At 45.1% G+C, this 23267-nt stretch carries 21 protein-coding genes; 9 read left to right on the forward strand and 12 right to left on the reverse strand.

Annotated elements, in window-relative coordinates; genetic code table 11:
• Positions 1–10: 10 nt before the first annotated feature.
• The 4 genes from aceE to ampD form a co-directional block, all read right to left on the reverse strand.
• Positions 11–2686 (reverse strand): pyruvate dehydrogenase (acetyl-transferring), homodimeric type, encoded by a 2676-nt coding sequence (aceE, locus tag ACX5KA_RS06210; RefSeq protein WP_458730684.1) that lies wholly within the window; start codon positions 2684–2686, stop codon positions 11–13.
• Positions 2687–2898: 212 nt separating this feature from the next.
• On the reverse strand, positions 2899–3645 hold the full coding sequence (pdhR, locus tag ACX5KA_RS06215; RefSeq protein WP_014950397.1) for a pyruvate dehydrogenase complex transcriptional repressor PdhR: 747 nt from the start codon (positions 3643–3645) through the stop codon (positions 2899–2901).
• A gap of 365 nt (positions 3646–4010) precedes the next feature.
• On the reverse strand, positions 4011–4913 hold the full coding sequence (gene ampE, locus ACX5KA_RS06220; RefSeq protein WP_458730685.1) for a beta-lactamase regulator AmpE: 903 nt from the start codon (positions 4911–4913) through the stop codon (positions 4011–4013).
• 42 nt (positions 4914–4955) lie between these two features.
• A complete protein-coding gene (ampD, locus tag ACX5KA_RS06225; protein ID WP_061486394.1) occupies positions 4956–5495 on the reverse strand; it encodes a 1,6-anhydro-N-acetylmuramyl-L-alanine amidase AmpD in 540 nt (179 codons plus the stop codon).
• A gap of 183 nt (positions 5496–5678) precedes the next feature.
• On the opposite strand from ampD, the gene ACX5KA_RS06230 reads away from it, so the two are divergent.
• From ACX5KA_RS06230 to ACX5KA_RS06270, 9 genes are all read left to right on the forward strand, one after another.
• Positions 5679–6197, forward strand: coding sequence for a retropepsin-like aspartic protease family protein (locus tag ACX5KA_RS06230; protein ID WP_061486395.1), 519 nt, complete (start codon positions 5679–5681; stop codon positions 6195–6197).
• A 32-nt stretch (positions 6198–6229) separates the two neighbouring features.
• Positions 6230–7084, forward strand: coding sequence for a carboxylating nicotinate-nucleotide diphosphorylase (gene nadC / locus ACX5KA_RS06235; protein WP_061486396.1), 855 nt, complete (start codon positions 6230–6232; stop codon positions 7082–7084).
• Between the two features lie 568 nt (positions 7085–7652).
• The gene (locus tag ACX5KA_RS06240; protein ID WP_101565570.1) at positions 7653–8084 is read left to right on the forward strand and encodes a pilin; all 432 of its coding nucleotides are present in this window, start codon (positions 7653–7655) and stop codon (positions 8082–8084) included.
• Between the two features lie 68 nt (positions 8085–8152).
• The gene (locus ACX5KA_RS06245) at positions 8153–9361 is read left to right on the forward strand and encodes a type II secretion system F family protein (protein WP_278344528.1); all 1209 of its coding nucleotides are present in this window, start codon (positions 8153–8155) and stop codon (positions 9359–9361) included.
• A gap of 52 nt (positions 9362–9413) precedes the next feature.
• Positions 9414–10307 carry a prepilin peptidase gene (locus tag ACX5KA_RS06250; protein ID WP_278344529.1) on the forward strand — a complete coding sequence of 298 codons (894 nt, stop codon included), beginning with the start codon at positions 9414–9416 and terminating at the stop codon, positions 10305–10307.
• A gap of 18 nt (positions 10308–10325) precedes the next feature.
• The gene (gene coaE, locus ACX5KA_RS06255; protein WP_278344530.1) at positions 10326–10937 is read left to right on the forward strand and encodes a dephospho-CoA kinase; all 612 of its coding nucleotides are present in this window, start codon (positions 10326–10328) and stop codon (positions 10935–10937) included.
• 243 nt (positions 10938–11180) lie between these two features.
• Positions 11181–11933 (forward strand): cell division protein ZapD, encoded by a 753-nt coding sequence (gene zapD, locus ACX5KA_RS06260; protein WP_278344531.1) that lies wholly within the window; start codon positions 11181–11183, stop codon positions 11931–11933.
• Between the two features lie 141 nt (positions 11934–12074).
• Complete coding sequence (gene yacG / locus ACX5KA_RS06265) at positions 12075–12302, forward strand: DNA gyrase inhibitor YacG (protein WP_014950407.1); 228 nt, start codon at positions 12075–12077, stop codon at positions 12300–12302.
• Positions 12303–12521: 219 nt separating this feature from the next.
• Positions 12522–13394: an aspartoacylase gene (locus ACX5KA_RS06270; protein ID WP_278344532.1), complete on the forward strand. Its 873-nt coding sequence runs from the start codon at positions 12522–12524 to the stop codon at positions 13392–13394.
• A gap of 119 nt (positions 13395–13513) precedes the next feature.
• Here ACX5KA_RS06270 and mutT read toward each other — a convergent pair whose 3' ends face one another.
• From mutT to ACX5KA_RS06310, 8 genes are all read right to left on the reverse strand, one after another.
• The gene (gene mutT, locus ACX5KA_RS06275; protein WP_458730686.1) at positions 13514–13897 is read right to left on the reverse strand and encodes an 8-oxo-dGTP diphosphatase MutT; all 384 of its coding nucleotides are present in this window, start codon (positions 13895–13897) and stop codon (positions 13514–13516) included.
• Entirely contained in the window at positions 13897–16605 is a 2709-nt protein-coding gene (secA, locus tag ACX5KA_RS06280) for a preprotein translocase subunit SecA (protein ID WP_071815697.1), read from the reverse strand. Before secA ends, mutT begins: the two co-directional genes overlap by 1 nt.
• 179 nt (positions 16606–16784) lie before the next feature.
• Complete coding sequence (locus ACX5KA_RS06285; protein WP_458730687.1) at positions 16785–17663, reverse strand: peptidoglycan DD-metalloendopeptidase family protein; 879 nt, start codon at positions 17661–17663, stop codon at positions 16785–16787.
• A 208-nt stretch (positions 17664–17871) separates the two neighbouring features.
• Positions 17872–18783, reverse strand: a complete 912-nt coding sequence (gene lpxC / locus ACX5KA_RS06290; protein ID WP_014950423.1) for a UDP-3-O-acyl-N-acetylglucosamine deacetylase — start codon at positions 18781–18783, stop codon at positions 17872–17874.
• A gap of 213 nt (positions 18784–18996) precedes the next feature.
• On the reverse strand, positions 18997–20163 hold the full coding sequence (ftsZ, locus tag ACX5KA_RS06295) for a cell division protein FtsZ (protein ID WP_039218654.1): 1167 nt from the start codon (positions 20161–20163) through the stop codon (positions 18997–18999).
• A 109-nt stretch (positions 20164–20272) separates the two neighbouring features.
• The gene (ftsA, locus tag ACX5KA_RS06300; RefSeq protein ID WP_014980043.1) at positions 20273–21502 is read right to left on the reverse strand and encodes a cell division protein FtsA; all 1230 of its coding nucleotides are present in this window, start codon (positions 21500–21502) and stop codon (positions 20273–20275) included.
• A 7-nt stretch (positions 21503–21509) separates the two neighbouring features.
• Positions 21510–22280 carry a cell division protein FtsQ/DivIB gene (locus ACX5KA_RS06305; RefSeq protein WP_014999267.1) on the reverse strand — a complete coding sequence of 257 codons (771 nt, stop codon included), beginning with the start codon at positions 22278–22280 and terminating at the stop codon, positions 21510–21512.
• Between the two features lie 2 nt (positions 22281–22282).
• The gene (locus ACX5KA_RS06310) at positions 22283–23266 is read right to left on the reverse strand and encodes a D-alanine--D-alanine ligase (protein WP_014950427.1); all 984 of its coding nucleotides are present in this window, start codon (positions 23264–23266) and stop codon (positions 22283–22285) included.
• Position 23267: the final 1 nt, after the last annotated feature.

The raw sequence follows: 23267 nt of genomic DNA on the forward strand, positions 1-23267 counted from the left end.
CTTATCTGGCTTACGCGTAAAGTGGGTTAAGTTTTTCAGCGTTAATTTCAAAACGCTTAATGGCTTCTGCTACCACTTTCTTCTCAACGTCGCCGCGCTGAGCCAATTCGTAAAGTGATGCCACCACAATGTATGACGCATTAACTTCAAAGTGAGTACGCAAGTTTTCACGGCTATCGCTTCGACCGAAACCGTCTGTACCTAGGCAGCGGTATTCAGTTTCGATGAACGCACGTACTTGGTCTGAGTAGTTCTTCACATAGTCAGTGGCAGAAATTGCAGGACCTGCGTCTTTCGTGATTACCTGACCAATGTAAGGTACTTTTTGCTCAGCTTCTGGATTTAGCATGTTCCAGCGCGCAACGTCTTGACCTTCACGCGCTAGCTCGTTGAACGAGGTCACAGAGTAAACGTCAGAAGACACGTTGTAGTCTTCACATAGTATCTGGGCCGCTTTACGCACTTCGTTCAAGATAGTACCTGAGCCCATTAGCTGTACATTAAGCTTAGACTTGTCATTTTCAACACGCTCTAGCTTGTAGATACCTTTAATGATCTGCTCAGCAACATCATCACCTTCTGGCATTGCAGGGTGCTGATAGTTCTCGTTCATTAGCGTTAGGTAATAGAAAATATTTTCATTGTTACCGTACATGCGACGCAGGCCATCTTGAACGATAACCGCGACTTCATAACCGTACGTTGGATCGTAAGTAATACAGTTAGGGATTAGGTTCGCCTGAACGTGTGAATGACCGTCTTGGTGCTGTAGACCTTCACCGTTAAGCGTGGTTCTACCCGCAGTTGCGCCTAAAAGGAAACCACGTGCTTGGCTATCGCCTGCTGCCCATGCCAAGTCACCAACACGTTGGAAACCAAACATCGAGTAGTAGATGTAGAACGGAATAGTGGTAGCGTTACACGTTGAGTAAGACGTACCCGACGCAACCCACGATGCCATTGCACCTAGCTCGTTAATACCTTCTTGTAATACCTGACCTTTCTTATCTTCGCGATAGTAAGCGACTTGGTCGGCATCTTGAGGTACGTATTTCTGGCCTTCGTTGGCATAAATACCTACCTGACGGAATAAGCCTTCCATACCAAACGTACGGGCTTCATCAGGAATAATTGGTACTACACGCTTACCAATTTTCTTATCTTTCAATAGCGCATTAAGTACACGTACAAACGTCATAGTTGACGATACTTGACGGTCACCTGAACCTTTTAAAATAGCATCGAACGCGCTTAGTTCTGGAACTTCTAATTGCTCTTCAGCCTGTTCGCGGCGAGAAGGCAAGTAACCGCCTAGAGCTTCACGACGTGCACGAAGGTACTTCATTTCTTCGCTGTCTTCGTCGAACTTGAAGTATGGAAGGTCAGCAATCTTGTCGTCTGCTACTGGAATATTGAAACGGTCACGGAACGCTTTGATTGAATCAACGTCCATTTTCTTCACGTTGTGCGCTACGTTTTGTGCTTCACCTGATGCACCAAGACCGAAACCTTTAACCGTTTTAGCAAGGATTACCGTTGGACGATCTTTCGTATCAATCGCTTTTTGGTAAGCCGCGAATACTTTAACTGGATCGTGGCCACCACGGTTCAAGCGCCAGATGTCGTCGTCAGACATGTTCGCTACAAGTGCCGCTGTTTCAGGATACTTGTTGAAGAAGTTTTCACGGGTGTACTTGCCGCCTTTGGCTTTACAGTTCTGGTATTCACCGTCTACCGTTTCGCCCATAAGCTGAATTAGCTTGCCAGATTTATCACGAGCTAATAGCTCATCCCAGTAGCTACCCCAAATAACTTTCACTACTTCCCAGCCAGCGCCGCGGAACGTACCTTCAAGTTCTTGGATAATTTTGCCGTTACCACGAACCGGGCCGTCTAGACGCTGAAGGTTACAGTTGATAACAAACGTTAGGTTGTCTAGGCCTTCACGAGAAGCAAGACCAATTGCACCCAAGCTCTCTGGCTCGTCACACTCACCGTCACCCATGTAGCAGTAAACGCGTTGACCTGAACAGTCTTTGATACCACGGTTAGTTAGGTACTTAAGGAAGCGCGCTGTGTAGATAGCTTGAAGTGGACCAAGACCCATAGATACGGTTGGGAACTGCCAGTAGTCTTTCATCAAGTGAGGGTGTGGGTAAGACGACAGACCATCGCCAGCGCACTCTTGACGGAAGTTGTTTAACTGTTCTTCAGTTAAGTTGCCTTCCATGTATGAACGCGCATAAATACCTGGAGAAATATGGCCCTGTGCGAAAATAAAGTCGCCACCTTGATTCTCGTTAGTCGCTTTGAAGAAGTGGTTAAAGCCCACATCGTAAAGCATAGCCGATGATGCGAAGCTACCAATGTGGCCACCAAGCTCTAGGTCTTTTTTAGATGCACGCAATACTATCATCAATGCGTTCCAACGAATTGCCGCACGGATGCGCGCTTCGATGGTCAAGTCACCAGGCATTTTTGGCTCTTGCGCTGCTGGGATAGTATTGATGTAGGCAGTAGTTGCGTCATACGGTAGATGCGCTCCGCTGCGACGTGCTTTATCAATAAGTTTTTCGAGTAAATAGTGGGCGCGTTCTACGCCTTCCTCTTCTAAAACCGACTCAAGCGCATCAATCCACTCTTTAGTTTCTTGAGGATCTACATCTTGGTGCATCATATCAGACATGGTGCCATCCTATTTTTTGCTTATATAGAAAATCCTCCCTTAGCATTGCCTCTACTCTTAAAGGCGCTAAAAGAAGGAAAACTAAATTACGTTGTACTCACAGTGACCCAATCTGGCTCACCTGCTTTTGCAGTGGCACAGGAAAAAACCTGACCGGCCTCTGCGAATGAATAGCTATCTAGCCCTTATCTTATAAAAAGTCAGGTTAGTAACTAAATCTCTAATCGTCGCAATGCGCGCTGTACGCGGGTATCGCGTTGATTAATGGTTAATAGCGTTTTTTCAATAAACGCCAAATGCGTATTACATGCCTGACGCGCAGCTTCAGGGTCGCGAGAAGCAATGGCCTCTACAATTTCACGACGCTGCTTAGCAATGTCTTCCACCGCTTCAGGGTGCGCTGCCAGCATGTCAAAGTTTCGTTCAATATTGTCCACCAGCATGCTTTGCATGGTGCTCATTACGTGCAACAACACCATATTGTGTGATGCTCTTGCCATAATTATATAAAACTGTCCTAGCGCCTCAGCTTGGGCACGCTTACTTTCGTGCGCTTTAGGCGTAGGTACGTCGTTCAATGCTTGCTTCAATGCGTTGTAATCTTCAGGTTGACCACGAAGTGCCGCGTAGTACGCCGCCATCCCTTCAAGGGCATGACGAAATTCAAGCAAATCAAATTGAGTTTCAGGACGCTGGCTAACTAAGTCCATTAGGGGGTCTGTCATGGCAGAATTAAGGTTGCGATTAACAAACGTACCGCCGCCTTGCTTACGTTCTACCAACCCACGTGCCTGTAAATTACCAATGGCTTCCCTAAGCGAAGGTCGCGATACATCAAATTCAAGCGCAAGCTCTCTCTCTGGCGGTAATTTTTGACCAGCCAATAACGTACCGTCGAGTATCATTGACTCGAGTTGCTCGGTAATCACATCAGAGAGTTTTTTTCGCTGCTGCCGCATGCGCTCTATGTATCCTTTTATTTAAACCGTGCTCTATAACAATAGCGACGTTATAAGAGCGGTGAATGTAAAAAATAATCGTGGAATATTTAATCACAAACACAATTGGTAATACCATTTTACCTATCTAGTTTAAGGCAGATCGATTTCGAGGTAAATACTCACAAGCATAGCAAAGCATTTACCTTTTGCTGGGTGTTAAGCTTTATTGTTGAATTTGTTAAGAAAAATCAGTAACCGCAAACTGGTCTGATGAGGAAGGGAGAATGCAGTAATAGGGGCAAAGCGCCTGATCTACATACAATTAATAGATAGACCAAACGCCCTTCTAAGCCAAGTAGGCTAGTAAATTTTAAAAATAATGACTATGCAAGACTGCCTACAAGCGTGAGCGCTGATGTTATTACAAGAAGAAAAATAACATTACGTTTTGCTAACTTTACAAGCAACTTCGGTTCTATTGCTGCATTTTCAACCTGCAACTGCTGTTCATCAGGCGTTAGAATCTCAGCTTTCGAAGAAATTTGTGTAAGCACATCGTATGCAGGTACATCGAACTGAAGTGCATACTTAATCCACTCAGGTAACGCGCGAGAGAAATGTCCCATCATCAACATACCGAAGGCTGTCACGCGAACAGGGATATAATCAAGGGCAAACATTAATCTGCCAGCAGCCCCTTTTAACGGATGATTAGCACTGCATAATGCCTCGGTTGTGCTTCGACTCAAGCTGTAAAACAGCGCGCCAGGTGCACCAAAAGCAATAAACCACAGCACCACAGCGGCATAGTGTTGATAGTTAAGCCAGGTAAGGTGTTGGCCAAAAGTTTTGCCTTCTGTACCCGCACTTCCGTCACTGTCTGTTTGACTTGCACAATGCCCTAGTTGGTCGGTGTACATACTGCACGCCTGAAGGTCTCCTCGATCAGCAGCATTCAAAAAACTCTTGTAGACGGCTCGCAATGCGGGGCAGCCAATACAGATGAACAAAATTATGCTTTGCTCTATAAACGTAAGAAATGCGCCAAGTACCCAGTATTCAATTGCTCCCAGCACTACTGCGGGAAGTAAAAGATAGAAATAAAGTGCTGTGGATGAGACCTTTTTACTCTCGTCCTCACCTTCATTTCCTTCTTGAAACTTAATCAACCCTTTATCTTGAAGAAAAGCACGATATTTAGCGGCATACTTTTCAATATGCCAATTAGGTGTTTTTGTTATCAACCGCTCGAGGCTGAGAACCAATAGCAAGCTCATTAACATCATAGGTATTGAGTTTCCTTTTTTCTGCAGTGCGGATTAGTTAAATTATTTAAACCCAGCAACGCGCATTCTATATTTTGCCCAATCGAAAGCTGCACCAGGGTCAGTTTTTCGCCCTGGAGCTATATCATTATGGCCTACGATACGCCCTAAAGTGATCCGAGGATAGTATCTCGTAATAAAATCAGTGAGTTCGCCAAGGGCTTGGTACTGTGCATCGGTGTAAGGCAACGTATCAGTGCCTTCAAGTTCAATACCTATAGCATAGTCGTTACAGCGGCTGCGGCCTTGAAATGAAGACAGGCCTGCGTGCCATGCCCGCTGTTCAAAGGGCACAAATTGCTCTATTTCACCCGTTCGATAAATTACACAATGAGCAGAGACCCGTAACCCAGCAATTTCTCTATAGAAAGGATGTTCATCAGGATTGAGGGTTCCGGTAAACAATTGGCGAATGCCCGGCGTACCAAACTGTGAAGGAGGTAGTGAAATATTGTGTATCACTAACAGGCTAATGTCTGCGCTGTCAGGACGGGCATCATAATGCGGACTTGCTGTGTACTTTGCTTCGTTGTAAAGCACCATAGTATTTGCTTCGATAATTGATTTTCTACGTTATAGCCTACATTGTATATGGATATAAGTGTATAGGGCTATACATTGCATTCTAACAAGCTAATCAGCACGTTAGTCCTTTGCTTAAGAGATTACGCCGAGTATTTAGCGATACGAAAAGCGGTGCCCCACTATTATAAGAAAGGTAGAAGCATGAATGAACAACAAGACCCGACAGCGTCAACGGGTAAATGGATGGTTGCGCTTACTTGGATTTGCGGTTTTGGTCTACTGGTTTTTATTTTCTCAGATCTTCTAGAAAAACAAATTAACCCAAATAGCGAACCAACATCAGAGCGTATTGGTTCACAGACCGAAGTCCGACTTAAGCAAAATCGCCAAGGTCACTATGTGACAACAGGTTATATTAATGGTGAGGAAGTCGTATTTCTTGTTGATACGGGTGCCACTGACGTGGCCGTTCCCGCTCATTTGGCTAACAAGCTTCAACTCAAAGCGGGTCGAGAAGGGTTAGCCAGCACAGCTAACGGCGTGGTAAGAGTCGCCGAATCGACCATTGAAACTTTGCGCATTGGTAAAATTGTGGTGCGCGATGTAAAAGCAAACTTAAACCCCGGTATGCAAGATGACCATATATTGCTGGGAATGAGTGTTCTTCGCCAATTAGAGTTTACTCAGCGCGGAGAATGGTTAATATTGCGTACCCTTTAAATACACAGATAGCATAGATCATAGCGATGAAGATGACATCACCAGACATGCAAGCGATTCGAAAGCAAGTATCGAACGCGCTTATTGAAGATCTTGGCGGCGAATTAAATGCTGCAAACGACATTACGGCGAACCTGATAGATGAAAGCGTTAATGCAAAAGCCACTATTATTACGCGAGAGCCTTGCGTGGTATGTGGAATCGCATGGGCAAACCAAGCGTTTGCACTAATCGACGAGTCGGTGTCGCTAACGTGGCATGTAAAAGATGGTGACAAGGTTGATGCCAACACCGTACTGGTTAGTTTGGAAGGCTCTGCTCGCGCGATATTGACGGCAGAACGTACGGCGCTTAACTTCCTACAAACCCTGTCAGCAACCGCCACTGTTACTGCCTTTTACGCTAAGTTTTTAGATGGCTCCAACACCAAAATTCTCGATACCCGCAAAACGTTGCCAGGTCTGCGGCACGCACAGAAATACGCGGTGCGTTGTGGTGGTGGTCAAAACCATCGTGTGGGTTTGTTCGATGCATTCTTAATTAAGGAAAACCACATATTTTCTTGCGGAAACATCGAAAAAGCCGTAAGCCGAGCGAAAATAATGATGCCGGGCAAGCCCGTTGAAGTAGAGGTAGAGAACTTAACCGAGCTTGAACAAGCCCTTGGTGCAGGTGCCGACATTGTCATGCTGGATAATTTTTCTAACGAACAGATCCAACAGGCAGTAGCGCTCAACAAAGGTCAATGTAAACTGGAAGTATCAGGAAACATTACTGATGAACGACTGGCGTCTCTCGCTAAGCTAGGCGTAGATTACATATCATCTGGAGCTTTAACCAAGCACGTTCAGGCCATTGATTTGTCGCTGCGCATTAACTTGTCATAGCAGAGCAAGAAAGGTAAAGAGCCAAATTAAAAGCTGTAAAGGTGAATTTAACATTAGGTAAGCGAATGTGTTGCTTATCCCCGTGTACTTCCACCTTTATAACGCGGCTTCTTTGTTGCACGTGTTTTATTACGAAGCTACAGTGTTTCAGTGAAATTTACGTTATCGCAATTATCACTTCCCTATACTGTGGCTTTAATTACTGAGACCTTAATGGTTGAGGTTGCACAGTGATTTTAAATCACTGAGTAGATGTATAATTTACAATACGATTACTCGTCATTCTGTTCAGTCATTTCTCGATAATGCTTTTTGTGTATAGATAGATATGCGCACTTAAGTCATTAACTTTTATACGAAAGTTCAAGTGATAAAGCCTGCCAAGGCGCGGCGAACCATGTCATACTGAAAAAGCTAGACATAGGTATATTCGCCTATACTTGTCAGTAACAAATAAAATTCTATACTGAGTATCAAGTACCAGGGGCGTTAAACGGACGACTCGGGTATAAACGTCAATTTGAATTAGATTTAAACTTTACGTGTTATACACGTCCCGGAGAAAACCATGATGAATATGAATACTAAAAACCAAAAAGGTTTCACCCTAATCGAACTAATGATTGTTGTTGCAATCATCGGTATTCTTGCAGCAATCGCATTGCCTGCTTATCAAAACTACACGCAAAAAGCGCGTTTTACTGAAGTTACCAATGCAACAGCAGCTGTAAAATCAGCAGTCGAAGTTTGTGCTCAAACCACTAACGATCTTGCTAACTGTGTACAGAATACGAACGGCATTCCAGCTACAGTTGCAGCATCTGCGGCAAATGCTGACCCTGATATTGTAGGCGTTACAACTGGTGCTAACGGCGTAATCACTGCAACTGCACATGGCGATATGGATGTACCAGCGCCTGGAACATACGTTTTGACTCCAGCCCTTAACGGTGGTCGAGTAACGTGGACAGCAGAGTGCACACCAGCCACTCTTTGTTAATCTCGAAAGATTAGATTCCGAAAGCCCAGTTATATACTGGGCTTTGTTGTTTAAAGAGAGAAAACTCGATGGCGAAAGCAGCATCTACATTTACATGGCAAGGAAAGGATCGCCATGGACAAAGCCGTAAAGGAGAAATTTCTGCATCTTCTCTTTCGGAAGCTAAAAATATCCTTCGTCGCCAAGGAATTTCCGCTAATAAAGTAAAAAAACTTTCAACACCTCTTTTTGGGGGTGACAAAAAAATTACAGCTGCTGATATTTCTGTAATCTCAAGGCAAATAGCAACAATGCTAGCAGCAGGTGTAACTTTAATTCAGTCTTTAGATATGATCTCTCAAGGCCATGATAAGGCTAAGATGAGAAAGCTTCTTGGGGAAGTCACGGATGAAGTAAAGTCTGGAAACCCTTTATCCAGTGCGCTGAGAAAGCATCCCGAATATTTCGATGATCTGTATTGTGATTTAGTTTATACCGGCGAACAGTCAGGCGCACTCGAGACCATTTACGATCGTATTGCTACCTATAAAGAAAAGGCTGAAGCACTTAAGTCAAAAATTAAAAAAGCGATGTTTTACCCAGTCGCCGTCGTCGTTGTTGCATTCATAGTTACGACTATCTTACTTATTTTTGTTGTACCACAATTTGAAGAGATTTTTAGCAGTTTTGGCGCAGAGCTTCCCGCCTTTACACAGTTCGTACTCGCAATTTCACGATTTGTTCAAGACTATGGTGTTTTCATAGCGATCGGTATTGGAATTGGTGGATACCTTTTTGCTAGAGCTTACAAAAAAAGTCAAAAACTGCGCGACAATATTGACCGCAATATTTTAAAAACACCGGTGGTTGGAGAAATTCTAAAAAAAGCCAGCATTGCGCGCTTTACCCGAACCCTAGCCACGACCTTCGCAGCAGGTGTGCCGCTTATTGGCGCACTAGAATCCGCTGCCGGAGCTTCGGGCAACGCGGTATACCGCGAGGCCATTTTGTACATGCGTAAAGAAGTGGCAGGCGGTATGCCTATGCACGTTGCAATGCGCGCTACACAAGTATTCCCTGACATGGTGACGCAGATGATTGCCATTGGTGAAGAGTCGGGCGCGGTTGATGAAATGCTCAGCAAAATTGCCACCATATATGAAGCTGAAGTAGATGATATGGTAGACGGTTTAACCAGCCTACTAGAACCTATGATCATGGCCGTACTTGGCGTGGTAATCGGCGGCTTGATTGTAGCTATGTACCTCCCTATATTCCAGATGGGTAACGTGGTATAACGTGGCTCAGCACCAAAAGAACGAAAATCAACAATTATAAGAACCACATACCATGGACGCGATAATTACGCTTAGTCAGCTGTACCCCGCTATATTTTATTCCCTTGTTTTTTTTGTAAGCTTAATGGTTGGCAGTTTTCTAAACGTGGTGATTTACCGCTTGCCTATTATGATGGAACGCAGCTGGCAGCAAGAGTACCAAAGCTATTTTAGCGAGGGTGAGCCGACACCTAACGATAAAAACTCAACAGCGTCAGAGGAAGTATTCAACCTTGTAAAACCAGACAGCACATGCCCTAGCTGCGGCCACAAAATTCGCGCATGGGAAAATATTCCTGTTATTAGCTACCTGTTCCTTAAAGGTAAATGCGCTAAATGCAAAGTTGGAATATCAGTTCGTTACCCGCTGGTTGAATTGTTTACTGCTTTAGCCTGTACGTTTGCGGCCTATCAATTTGGTGTCACATCGCAAGCACTATGGGCCGTATTGTTTACCTACATACTCGTTGCTCTGCTGTTTATTGACTTAGATAAGATGCTATTGCCTGACCAGTTGACACTGCCTCTACTGTGGTTGGGGTTACTGTTGAGCACGCAACACATTTTTGTAGGCTCCACCGACGCTATTATTGGCGCAGCGGCGGGTTATTTAAGTTTATGGACTGTTTATTGGCTATTTAAACTTGCCACTGGCAAAGAAGGCATGGGCTATGGCGATTTCAAGCTGCTCGCCGCACTTGGCGCTTATACGGGCTGGCAAGGTTTGCCCATAATTATTTTGCTCTCTTCGTTTGTTGGTGCAATTGCAGGCATACTCATAATGGTGATTCAAAACAAAGGTAAGTCGCTGGCAATTCCTTTTGGTCCCTATCTCGCAGTGGCGGGTTGGCTGACACTGCTTTTTAAAGACGCCATTATTACCACCTATCTTGATTACGTACTTTAGTTAGAAGGTGCCGGCATTATGGATAAGCAGACCCCCTTTGTAGTAGGCCTTACTGGCGGGATAGGTAGCGGTAAATCTGCTGCCACTGATATTTTTGCGTCGTTAGGCATAGACATCGTGGATGCCGATGAGGTCGCAAGGGATGTAGTTGCCGTGGGCTCACAAGGGTTGCTTCAAATAGCTGAGCATTTTGGCGAGCATATTTTGCTTGAAGACGGTAGCCTTGATCGCGCCGCACTTCGAGAGAAGGTTTTTGCTAACCCAGATGAAAAGAACTGGCTGAACAGCCTTCTCCACCCGCTTATTCGTTCTCGCATGCAACAGCTAATCATGGAATCGACTTCTCCCTATTGCATCTTGTCTGTTCCACTATTAGTTGAAAACAAGCTTACTGAAATGTGTAACCACGTAGTAGTGGTTGACTGCCCTGAAGCGCTTCAGCTTGAACGCGCCTTAAAGCGAGACGGTAGCGCTGAAGCAACGATAAAGAGTATTATGGCGTCACAAGCTAGTCGTAAAGAACGGCTGAGCGCTGCAGACCATGTACTAGACAATAGCACCAGCTTAAACGCCCTCTCTTCGCAAGTTTCGGCCTTGCATGAACACTTACTTTTGCTATCTAAAGCGTGAAGTTGATAGGCGAAATTAACGCAAAAACACATCCCTAATGACTAAATTCACCACCTAGAAGCAAGGCGTTACAGCCTTACGAATTGATTTTTGAAACTTTTTTGACCAATTAACGTCAAAGTAAAGATTTGGCGAACAAGTATACTTGGCTTAAACGCTTTGATGCTTTAGGCTTATTACCTTTCACTGTTCAGCTAAATTTTTAGCGACATTTCTCTAAGTCTATGTGTTTTAAGGGGTTCCATGGGTCACGCTGTTTTCGAATTTCCACTAAAGGAAAAAGTACGTAACTATTTACGTGTTGAGCAGCTGCTTGGACAACTTAAAATTACGGCTAAATCAGAACATACTCATCTGCAGCTGGTGTTCTTTGAACAGCTTTTCGAATTACTTGATCTCATTGAAAGACTGGATCTTCGCTCCGATCTTACCAAAGACCTCGAAGCCCATGAAAAGAACTTGGTGTATTGGTCTAAGCACCCGAAAATTGACAGCACCGCATTAGAGCAAGCACTAAAAACCGTGCTTACCCTAAAACAAAAGCTAAAAACAGACCGCCGTTTTGGTAGTGCTTTGAAAGAAGATAAACTGCTAAGCGCAATCAGGCAGCGCTTTGCCATTCCAGGTGGCGCGTGTAGCTTCGATTTACCCAATCTTCATTTTTGGTTACAACAACCCCTTGAACAACGCCTCGCTGAAATAGCGCAATGGCTTGAAACGTTAGCCTTACTCGATGATGCTATTGCTGTTAGCCTGTCGTTCATTCGCGAACGAGGTCAATTTATCAACGTGGTTGTTGACAACGGTTTTTACCAAGGCGCTGCAGAAGATAAAAACGAGTTAATTCGCGTTAAATGTAGTGTTGATGAAGGGTATTACCCTACGCTTAGCGGCAACAAATACCGTTACGCACTCCGCTTCATGCTATTTTCTCCTCAAGAGGGTCAATCTGGCGCAGTGGAAAGCAGTATTCAGTTTCGTTTAGCTGCCTGTTAAACTTAAGACCTGCTGACGTGTGATGTACCGCAAAGATCAAAAGATCAGCAGGCCAGAGTCTTTAATTTATTATTTCCCGTCTGCGGTAGTATAAGCAAATCGCAAACTTCGCCGTTTAGACGTATTTCACTGGAGTAAATAATGGAAGTGAAATGTCCTATTTGTGCCAAGCAGGTTGTTTGGGCACCAACAAGCGAATATCGCCCTTTTTGCAGTAAAAAATGCCAACTTATCGATTTAGGTGAATGGGCCGCTGAAGACAGAAAAATAGCCGGCAAGCCTGCAGAAGACGCAACGCCCAAGCATATCGATGTTGAAGAGATAGAGGCAATGCTAGCACAGCAATCAGATGACTTCTTTAAGCACTAATCAGCGTTGTCTTTCCCCCACAATTTGGTGAACATCAGTATTTAGGTAAATTCCACTAAGACGTATTCTCGTACAAAGCGCAGTGGTGTAGTATTGGGTTACTTGGTCTCCAAGTCGTCGGTAGATGCGCAGACAGCGAACGTATTAATTCATCACAATATTACTCAATAGCTCGCTGCGCTGTCTTCCTCAACTTCAATCTATACAAAAGGAACATGAATGTTTAATTCTATCGCGCTTGTTGGTGGTACTCATGGAAATGAAACCAGTGGTATTCAGCTTATTCGAAACTGGCAACAGTTTGGGCTACCTTCGCGATTTAATAAGCTAAATGTTTCGTTAAGTATCGCCAATGAAGCGGCCATTGCGGCAAACGTTCGTTTCGTAGACGAAGACTTAAACCGTCAGTTTACCTTTGAGCGTTTATCCGATAACAATTCTGCGAAAGAAGCTGAGCTTGCTAAGGCTCTTAACCAAAAGTTAGGGCCTAAGGGTGATTCAAACACAGATTTTGTGATTGATATTCACAACACCACCAGCGAAATGGGTGCTACGCTTATCATTCTGGAAGCGGATGAATTTCATGTTCAACTGGCGCGATACGTAAAGCAACAAATGCCAGAAGCCAACATTTTGGTAGAAGACGAAAAGCCCTACCTTGAACATGGTTACCTGTGCACCACTGGTAAGAAAGGCGTAATGATAGAAGTGGGTGGGCAGCCACAGGGCGTGTTAAGAGAAGATGTTTACCTTCTAACACAAACCATGGCTGAAGCAATATTGGATTTTTGTGCCGCGTATAATAAAGGGCAAATCAGTACTGACGCTTTGCCTGCCTGTGAAGCTTTTCGTTTAGGCGATAACGTGCCTTTTCCGTTAGATGCTAATGGAAAACGTACCGCCATGATCCATCATTCACTGCAAGATAACGATTTCAAACCTCTTATGCCTGGGGCACCTGTATTTCGGACGTTTGACGGCAAAGATATCCTGTGGGAAAACGAAACTGAAACCTACCCGCACTTTATTAATGAAGCCGCTTATTTCAAACTGGATGTGGCGTTTGCCACCGCTGAACGAATAACCTTGTAGGGGTAGCTCCGAAAGGGTATATCTTGAGCGTTCTTAATTTTCCAATCTAAAGCAAAGAAATCGCTACAAATAGAACTGCTCTAAAAGAAAACGGCCACTTTAAGATGTGGCCGTTTTTATTATTTTTGCAATGCGCTAATAATGGGTATGTTCGCTTCAGGAAAGTCAGAGGCCTTTAGCGATGTTACCTTGACCCACCGCGACTGTTGGCCTTCTTTGCCGTGCGGCTCGCCGGTAAAATCACACACTCGATGAACATCTAGTTTAACTTTCTTGTCGCCGTAATCATGGGTGATCACAATCACAGGCTCGCTGCGGTTCACAATAATCCCAACTTCTTCAGCAAGCTCTCGCTTAAGCGCCTGTAGAACGGTCTCACCTTCTTCTACTTTGCCGCCGGGAAACTCCCATTTTCCACCCTGATGAACATTGTCAGGACGAAGGGTAATAAATATGTCATTGCCGCGGGCGATAACGCCCACAGCAACGTGTACAACTTTCATTACTTAAGCTTACCGTGACACTGCTTATACTTTTTACCAGAGCCACAAGGACATGGGTCGTTACGGCCTACTTTCGCACCTTCGCGCACTTGGGTACGCACTTTGTCACTTGCTTCTTCTGGCGTCGCGTTCGCTTCTTCGTGCTCGAAGTTCTTAGGCACATCGTCAGCTTGACGACGTTGCTCTTCTACTTTTTGCACGTCTTCTTCAGCTTGTACTTTTACACGCGCAAGAATGGTGATCACTTCAACTTTAAGCGCTTCTAGCATTTGAGAGAACAAGGCAAACGACTCACGCTTGTATTCTTGCTTAGGATTTTTCTGCGCGTAGCCGCGTAGATGGATACCTTGGCGCAGGTGATCCATCGCTGCCAAATGCTCTTTCCAGTGGCTGTCTAGGTTTTGTAGCATTACCGCTTTTTCAAACTGGCGCAGTACCTGCTCCCCCACTACCGCTTCTTTCTGCTTGTAGGCATCAACGACTTCGCCAAGAATGCGCTCTCGAAGCTTCTCTTCGTAAAGTTTGTCGTCATTTTCAAGCCAGGTCTTGATTGGCAAGTCTACGGCGAAATCGGCACGCATGCGCTCTTCAAGTCCGCTTACATCCCACATTTCTTCAAGAGACTGTGGCGGAATGTATTCATCCACAACACTTGAAATAACATCTTCACGAATAGCTGCGATAGTCTCGCTAATATCACCTTCATCAAGAAGTTCATTACGCTGTTCGTAAATAACTTTACGCTGGTCGTTGGCCACATCATCGTATTCAAGCAACTGCTTACGAATGTCGAAGTTACGGCCTTCTACTTTTCGCTGTGCATTTTCAATGGCGCGAGTTACCCACGGATGCTCAATGGCTTCACCGCGCTCCATGCCTAAACGCTTCATCATGTTGCCCATTTTTTCAGAGGCAAAGATACGCATTAGTGCATCGTCTAATGACAGGTAGAAACGGCTTGAACCTGGGTCACCCTGACGGCCTGAACGACCGCGAAGCTGGTTATCAATACGGCGAGATTCGTGACGCTCTGTACCAATAATGTGTAAACCACCAGATTCAAGTACTGCGTCGTGGCTCTTCTTCCACTCAGCCTTGATCTTTTCGATTTGCGCTTCAGTTGGATTTTCAATTTTCTCAACTTCCGCTTGCCAGTTACCACCTAACACGATGTCGGTACCACGACCTGCCATGTTAGTCGCAATCGTAACCGCGCCTGGCTTACCAGCTTGTGCAACGATATCAGCTTCGTGTTCGTGGAACTTAGCGTTTAGTACCTTATGAGGAATTTTCGACTTTTTAAGAATACGAGAAATCAGCTCTGAGTTCTCGATAGAAACCGTACCTACAAGGGTGGGCTGACCGCGTTTAACGCACTCTTTAATGTCTTCAACAATAGCTTCGTATTTTTCTTCTGCCGTTAGGTAGATAAGGTCAGCCATATCTTTACGCTGCATAGGACGGTTTGTCGGGATAACTACCGTTTCTAAGCCGTAAATATGGTTAAATTCGAAGGCTTCTGTATCGGCAGTACCTGTCATACCCGCAAGCTTGTTATACAAGCGGAAGTAATTCTGGAAGGTAATTGAAGCAAGGGTTTGGTTTTCGTTTTGAATACGAACACCTTCTTTCGCTTCTACAGCCTGGTGCAAACCTTCAGACCAGCGACGGCCTTCCATAGTACGACCGGTGTGCTCGTCTACAATAACGATTTGGTCTTCTTTAACAATGTAGTCTACGTCTTTCGCGAACAGCTTGTGTGCGCGAAGGGCCGCGTTAATATGGTGCAGTAATGATATATTACCTGCAGCAAACAGCGACTCACCTTCAGGCAACAAGCCTTCTTCGTGAAGTATCTCTTCAACGTGTAATTGACCGCGCTCGGTAAGGTGTATTTGTTTTGCTTTAAGGTCGATAGTGTAATCACCATCGCCTTCTTGGCCTTCTTCATCTTCTTTTTCTTGCTGAACAAGCTTGGGAATGATGACGTTGATACGGCGATATAATTCTGAGCTATCTTCAGCTTGGCCAGAGATAATAAGTGGCGTACGGGCTTCGTCGATTAAGATGGAATCAACTTCATCCACTACGGCATAATTAAGTGGGCGCTGAACGCGATCTTGCGGGCTAAACGCCATGTTATCGCGCAGGTAATCAAAGCCAAACTCGTTGTTAGTTCCGTAGGTTACGTCTGCTTGGTAAGCGTCGCGCTTTTGCTCGGGTGACATACCCGGTACGTTACAACCTACACGCATACCTAAAAACATGAATAACTGATTACTCCACTCAGCATCACGACGCGCTAGGTAGTCATTCACGGTAACAACATGAACACCTTTGCCCGATAGGGCATTAAGGTAAGTTGGCAACGTAGCTGTAAGGGTTTTACCTTCACCTGTACGCATTTCCGATATTTTGCCTTCGTGAAGTACTTGGCCGCCTAGCATTTGCACGTCAAAGTGACGCATACCGTAAACCCGTTTACTTGCTTCACGCACGGTAGCGAAGGCTTCTACAAGAATATCGTCAAGGGTTTCACCCTTTTCAATGCGCGCTTTAAATTCGTCTGTCTTAGCCTTTAGCGCCTCATCGGAAAGCTTTTCAAATTCTGCTTCCAGTGCATTAATGGCATCTACGTTTTTGCGTAATTTTTTTAATAATCGGTCGTTTCTACTACCGAATACTTTTCGAAGGATGCTTGAAAACATTAGCTTTTATATTCCACTACTTGTCGAGGCGCCGCGCATCGTGCACAGCTAAATTAAACGTATAAAACACAACGTTAAATACATTGTGTTTTGCGATGTTCTTAAATTATGCTTCTTCGCTTCAAATGAACTTAACTAATAAGGCATTATCAACGAGAATTACCTGGCTGCTACCTTGTCTACTTTTTGTAAACGAAAGGCAGAGGATCGATTGGTTTTCCGTTTCTTATTACTTCGTAGTGGACATGAACGCCAGTTGAGCGCCCTGTATTGCCCATTTTCGCGATTGGCTCCCCTTTGGTCACCACATCGCCTATTGAAACAGTAAGGGTGTCGTTGTGCCCATAGCGGGTAACAAAGCCATCACCGTGATCAATTTCTACTAGTTGGCCATAGCCGTAGCGCTCACCCGCCCAGGTCACAATACCTGCGGCAGTTGCTACTACGTTTTCCCCTGCTTTACCAGCGAAGTCTAGCCCTTTGTGCATGGTAGGTTCGCCAGTAAACGGGTCGGCCCGCATACCATAATAAGAAGACAACCACCCTGACTCTATCGGACGACCAGATAATTGGCTCTGTTCGTTGATATGGTGACCCCTTACCAAACTTTCAAGCATAGACAACTGTTGAGACTTTAAATCAAGTGATTGCTCTAGTTTGGCTATTTCGTGAAGGATGGGATCGTCTTGAAGGTTATCCGGTATCGATACCGGTACGAAAGCGTCCAGGTCAGTCGCTGACATACCTAATTCTGTTGCAATTTGCTTACCTTTCTCGTCCAGCAGGGTAGCTTGCGCAGATAGCTCTGCAACGTGAGAAAGCAAAGCTTTTAATTTTATTGTGGTTTGCTGTTTTAGCGCTTCAACGTCTTTCTGTTTTTCGCTGACTTCAGTTTGCGCTAAACGAACACGAGCAACATCTTCAGAGACCGATTCTGTTGACCGGCTCGACACTAGCATAAAAATAGACGAGAGCACGGTTGCGCTCACGAGCGTACGGACACTAATACTGTGTCTGTAGCGTTTATTTTTACCTGCAAGTGTAATTGTTAGTTTCATACCACGAAGAATGTTGCTTTTTCACGCCACTTTTTTTCATACCACTTCATACCACGATGAATGTGTTTTTAGCCAAAGGCGACAGCCTTCGACCTATAGTTTTTATGTCACATGGGTGAAATTTATATTAATTATTCGGCTACTGTATCATTTATTTCAGTAATTGCCATATGAAAAAAAGCCGCCCGTTAGGCGGCTTTTCAAATTTTTACGCTAACGCGGGTTGAGCATAACGAATTGGTGCCGTTTCCTGCGAGTCGTAGGTCACGAACTCCCAACACTCCTTTTGCGCAAGTACTGCGTTTAATAGCTTATTGTTCAGACCATGGCCTGTTTTGTACGCACGCAATTCACCAATTAGACTGTGGCCGCCAAGGTACAAGTCACCAATAGCATCCAAAATCTTGTGCTTTAAGAATTCATCGTCGTAACGTAACCCTTCAGGATTAAGCACGCGGAATTCGTCTAGCGCTACAGCATTTTCCATGCTGCCACCTAACGCTAGGTTGTTAGCGTTCATATACTCTAAGTCACGCATAAAGCCGAAGGTACGGGCACGACTTACTTCGTTCACATATGAGCATGAATCAAAATCCATCACCATATGCTGACGAGTTTGACTGATCACGGGGTGGTCAAAGTCAATTTGGAAGTCAACGCGGAAACCGTCGTAAGGCACTAATTCAGCCCACTTATCACCATCTTCTACACGAACTGGCTTTTTAATACGAATAAATTGCTTGGGCGCGTTTAGCTCTTCGATACCGGCAGATTGAAGTAAGAATACGAACGGGCTAGCACTTCCGTCCATAATTGGCAGCTCGTTACTGTCTACTTCAACAATAATATTGTCGATACCTAAACCTGCAAGCGCAGACGCTAAGTGTTCTACCGTTTGGATAGTCACACCGTCTTCGTTATTCAGGCACGTACAAAGCATGGTATTACCTACCGCGTTCGCACGCGAAGGTATGTCAACATGTGGTTCAAGGTCAACACGCCTAAACACGATACCCGTGTTTGCTGGCGCAGGTCGGAGAGTCATTGTGACCTTTTCCCCTTTATGAAGCCCAATTCCGGTCTCTTGTACCGATTGCTTGATTGTACGTTGTCTAATCATCTGCTTAAGCTTTTACCTATTAAAAAAGCGGGCGCGAATTATAGTGAGTTATTACTCACATGTCAAAAAACACCCGATCTGACGGATTTAACTCTGTCAGATTACATATTTAATCAACCTATCCACGCGAAATTTTTCACGTTGTGTAAATACACCTTACTAGGTAAGACATCACAAACGCAAAATAATTCCCTTCCGTTTCAGGCAGCTAAATTAGTCTGCCTGCTTACGAAGAAACGCAGGAATATCTAAATATTCCAAATCGTTGTCTGGCTGCGCACTATCATCAGCTTTTAGCGCCTGGTTGCCCTCTGTACCGCCTACTGCAGAACGTGGCTCACTTGATTGCGTGTTACCGTATTCTTTTGCAGGCTGAGTTAGACGAGAACCTTCAGAGCTAACTAGCGAAATGTCAGGCTTGCGCTCTGCGCCAATACCGGTTGCAACAACCGTTACGCGAAGCTCGTCTGTCATTTCCATATCGATAACTGTACCCACAACCACGGTCGCATTTTCTGATGCGAACGCTTTAACGGCGTTACCTACAGTCTCGAACTCGTCAATAGCGAAATCTGGACCTGCCGTAATATTCACAAGAATACCGCGCGCACCTGACAAATCGATATCTTCAAGAAGCGGGCTAGCAATCGCTGCTTCAGCAGCTTCTTCTGCACGATCAGGACCGCTTGCAGCACCACTACCCATCATGGCTTTACCCATTTCAGACATAACAGTACGTACGTCTGCAAAGTCAACGTTGATAAGGCCAGGGCGGGTGATAAGCTCGGCAATACCTTGAACTGCACCGCGTAATACGTCATTTGCTGCGCTAAACGCTTGAAGAAGCGGCGTGCCCGGACCCATTACTTTAAGTAGTTTTTCGTTTGGAATGGTAATTAGCGAGTCAACGTTGTTAGACAGTTCGACAATGCCCTGTTCCGCAAACGAAGTACGCTTTTTACCTTCAAATGGGAATGGCTTAGTTACCACAGCTACCGTAAGAATACCCATTTCACGTGCAATCTTCGCCACTTCTGGCGCTGCACCCGTACCTGTACCACCACCCATACCGGCAGTGATGAAAACCATATCCGCACCGTCTAGCGCCTGACGAATGGTTTCTCTGTCTTCTTGTGCTGCTTCTCGACCAATGTTCGGATCAGCACCCGCACCTAACCCTTTCGTTACACTTGAGCCAATTTGAAGTGTAACGTCTGCACTTGAGCTACGAAGCACCTGTGCATCGGTGTTAACTGCAATAAATTCCACGCCTTCAATGCTTTGAGACACCATGTGCTCAACGGCATTGCCGCCGCCGCCACCGACACCGATGACTTTGATTACGGCTTCTTCGCCGTGACTATCCATTAATTCGAACATACTTACTCTCCGGTTGTACGTCTTTTTAAACACTACGCCAGGTCATTCCCTTAGGCTAATTGCTTCCTGCTAGCCTTGATGCCGTAGCTATAGCGCCCCCAAAATAAAATTAAAATTCACCTTTAAACCAGCTTTGCACTCGATGAAATAAACTTTCACCGGTCTTCTGCGTACTGGACTTCTTATTATCAGATTGTACTTTGCCATATTGCAGCAGTCCTACGACTGTCGCAAAGCCAGCATCATCAACATATTCGGACAAGCCTTTTACGTTGATGGGTTTGCCCACGCGCACGGGCATCTGGAAAAGTTCTTCGGCAAATTCCACAGCTCCTTCCATCTTAGCGGTACCGCCAGTAAGTACAAGACCTGCTGCGATTTGCTCTTCCAGACCGCTGGCACGAATTTCATCATGTACCAGCTCAAAAAGCTCTTGATAGCGAGGTTCTATAACCTCAGCTAACGTATGGCGAGACATCACTCTAGCTGGGCGTCCACCCACGCTAGGTACTTCAATGCTGTCTTCCATACTCACCATATCTTTCAATGCACAGGCGTAATTCACCTTAATTTCTTCTGCATTGCTAATAGGCGTTCTAAATATTTTAGCGATGTCGCTGGTAATTTGATTACCCGCAACCGGTATTACCGCCGTGTGGCGAATAGCGCCATCAGTGTAGATAACCATATCCATAGTACCACCACCGATATCAACCACGCATACGCCAAGCTCGCGCTCGTCGTCAGTCAGTACCGCATAACTTGATGCCAACGCTGAAAAGATCAGCTGATCAGCATTAAGTTCACAACGCTCAACACATTTCACCATGTTTTTCGCCATATCGTCGGCACAGGTAATAATGTGAGCATCCGCTTCCATTCTTACTCCCGACATGCCAATAGGGTTCTTAATCCCTTCCTGCACATCAATAGTAAATTCTTGTGGTAACACGTGTAGTAGACGACGTTCCGCTGCAATTGGCACACTACGCGCTGCATGAATAACGTTATCTACGTCTTCTTGTGTTACTTCCTGATTGTTAATCGGTACCATGCCATTTTCATTTTGGCACTTAACGTGTCGTCCCGAGATAGACATAAAAACTGAAGACACACGGCAATCTGCCATTAGCTCCATCTCGTTTACTGCACGCTGGACTGATTTAACCACCAAGTTCAAATCGTTAACGCCGCCCTTATCCATGCCTTTCGATGCATGGGTGCCCACGCCAACAATACTGATTTGATCATCTTCTAGTAATTCACCCACAACAGCTTTTACTTGGCTGGTGCCGATATCTAGTCCTACAATCAAATTGCGTTCAGCAGGTTTTGACATGGTTTCCTTAACTCTCTTCATCTGTGGCGCTGTCGTCTTTCCATCCGACTGCTACGCCCGTGTCATAGCGAAGGTCGACGTATTTCACCGCCTTCTCTTGTTGCGCCAAAAGTGGATAAACATCAATAAAGCGTTGTAGCCTATCGATAAACTCCTGACGTCCTAAATTCAATTTAATGCCGTTTTTCAACTGCACTTGCCATGCAAATCGCTCGCTCAAGGATAATTCTTCTAACGTCATATCCGTTGTCGCAATTAGTGCATGCATGGCGTTGTAGCCCTCAAGGGCGGTTTTTTCACTGCCACCCGGGCCGTAAAGGCGCGGTAAGTCTAGCTTCACGCCCTCGTCGTTAAACGTATCGCCATAGGGGTTTAACAACAAATCTTCATTCCATTGGGCAACAGGTTGCTGCTCAACCAGATAAATTTTTAACGTATTTGGCCACTTTTTTCTTACTGACGCGCGATAAACCCAAGGCTGCGCTTCAACAAGTTCAAATACTTCGTTTACGTCAAGCGCAAAAAAGCTTCCAGGCTGCGCCTTGCGTATTAACCGCTCTAGCTTTGCAATATCGATGTGCTGATAATCACCAGAAAAATCGATAACCTGTACCGGCATTTGCTGTTCGTCTTGCAAATACTGGTTTGCTTTCAGTCCACCAAATACTAATCCTGCAATAACAAACAGTAAGAAAGCGACGCCGCCCCACACTGCCGTTTTGCTTTTGCCGCCCTTTTCAGAAGCAGGCTTCTTTTGATTAGTATTGGTATCAGCCACGTTTACGCCTTGTTTGCAACGTCATCGAAACTAGTAGAAAGAATACTTAGTACCAGTTCGTCAAATGTTAGTCCTGCAACTTTGGCTGCCTTCGGCACCAAACTTTTTTCTGTCATACCAGGCACTGTGTTCGCCTCTAGCAAATAAAATTGCCTTTGGTTGTCCTGCATAACGTCAATTCTACCCCAGCCGCTGCCAGAAATAGCGTCAAAAGCACGAGATGCTAGTTTTGCTAGCTGTGCTTCTTGCTCTTCAGACAAGCCGCTTGGGCAATAGTATTCTGTTGTATTATCCTGATATTTCGCAGCATAATCATAGAATGTATGTGGAGTAGACATGCGAATAGACGGCAACGCCTGTCCCTGCAATACAGAAACAGTGAACTCGGGGCCATCTATGTACTGCTCTAACAGGACTTGATTATCGTATTTAAAGGCGTCCTGAATGGCAGTTTCGAGCTGTTTAGCGCTTGTCACTCTTGCCATGCCAATACTCGACCCTTCTCTGGCCGGTTTTACCATGACTTCATTCCCCAATTTATCCATTATAGCGCTGCACTTACCAGCTTCAAAGTGCCTTTTATCAGCAATTTCATATTTTGCAGTGGGTAAGCCTAAACTTTGCCACACTTGCTTAGTATGAATTTTGTCCATTGCCAGTGCAGAACCTAAAACTCGGCTCCCCGTGTAGGGGATTTTTAGGAACTGAAGGGCTCCTTGCATAGAGCCATCTTCACCACCGCGACCGTGCAGCATAATGAGCGCTCTATCAACGTTTAGGTCGATAAGGTCGGTCAGAGGTCGCTCTGCTGGGTCAAACGCAAACGCATCTACGCCTTGTCGTAACAATGCATTTAACACCGCATTGCCCGAATTAAGCGATACTTCCCGTTCAGCAGAGTCACCGCCGAGCAGCACAGCTACTTTGCCATACTCGTTCGGCGAGTGGGTTTTCTGTGAGTGAATACTTACTGAAGGTGTAAACATC

The sequence above is a fragment of the Alteromonas alvinellae genome (assembly GCF_902705805.1).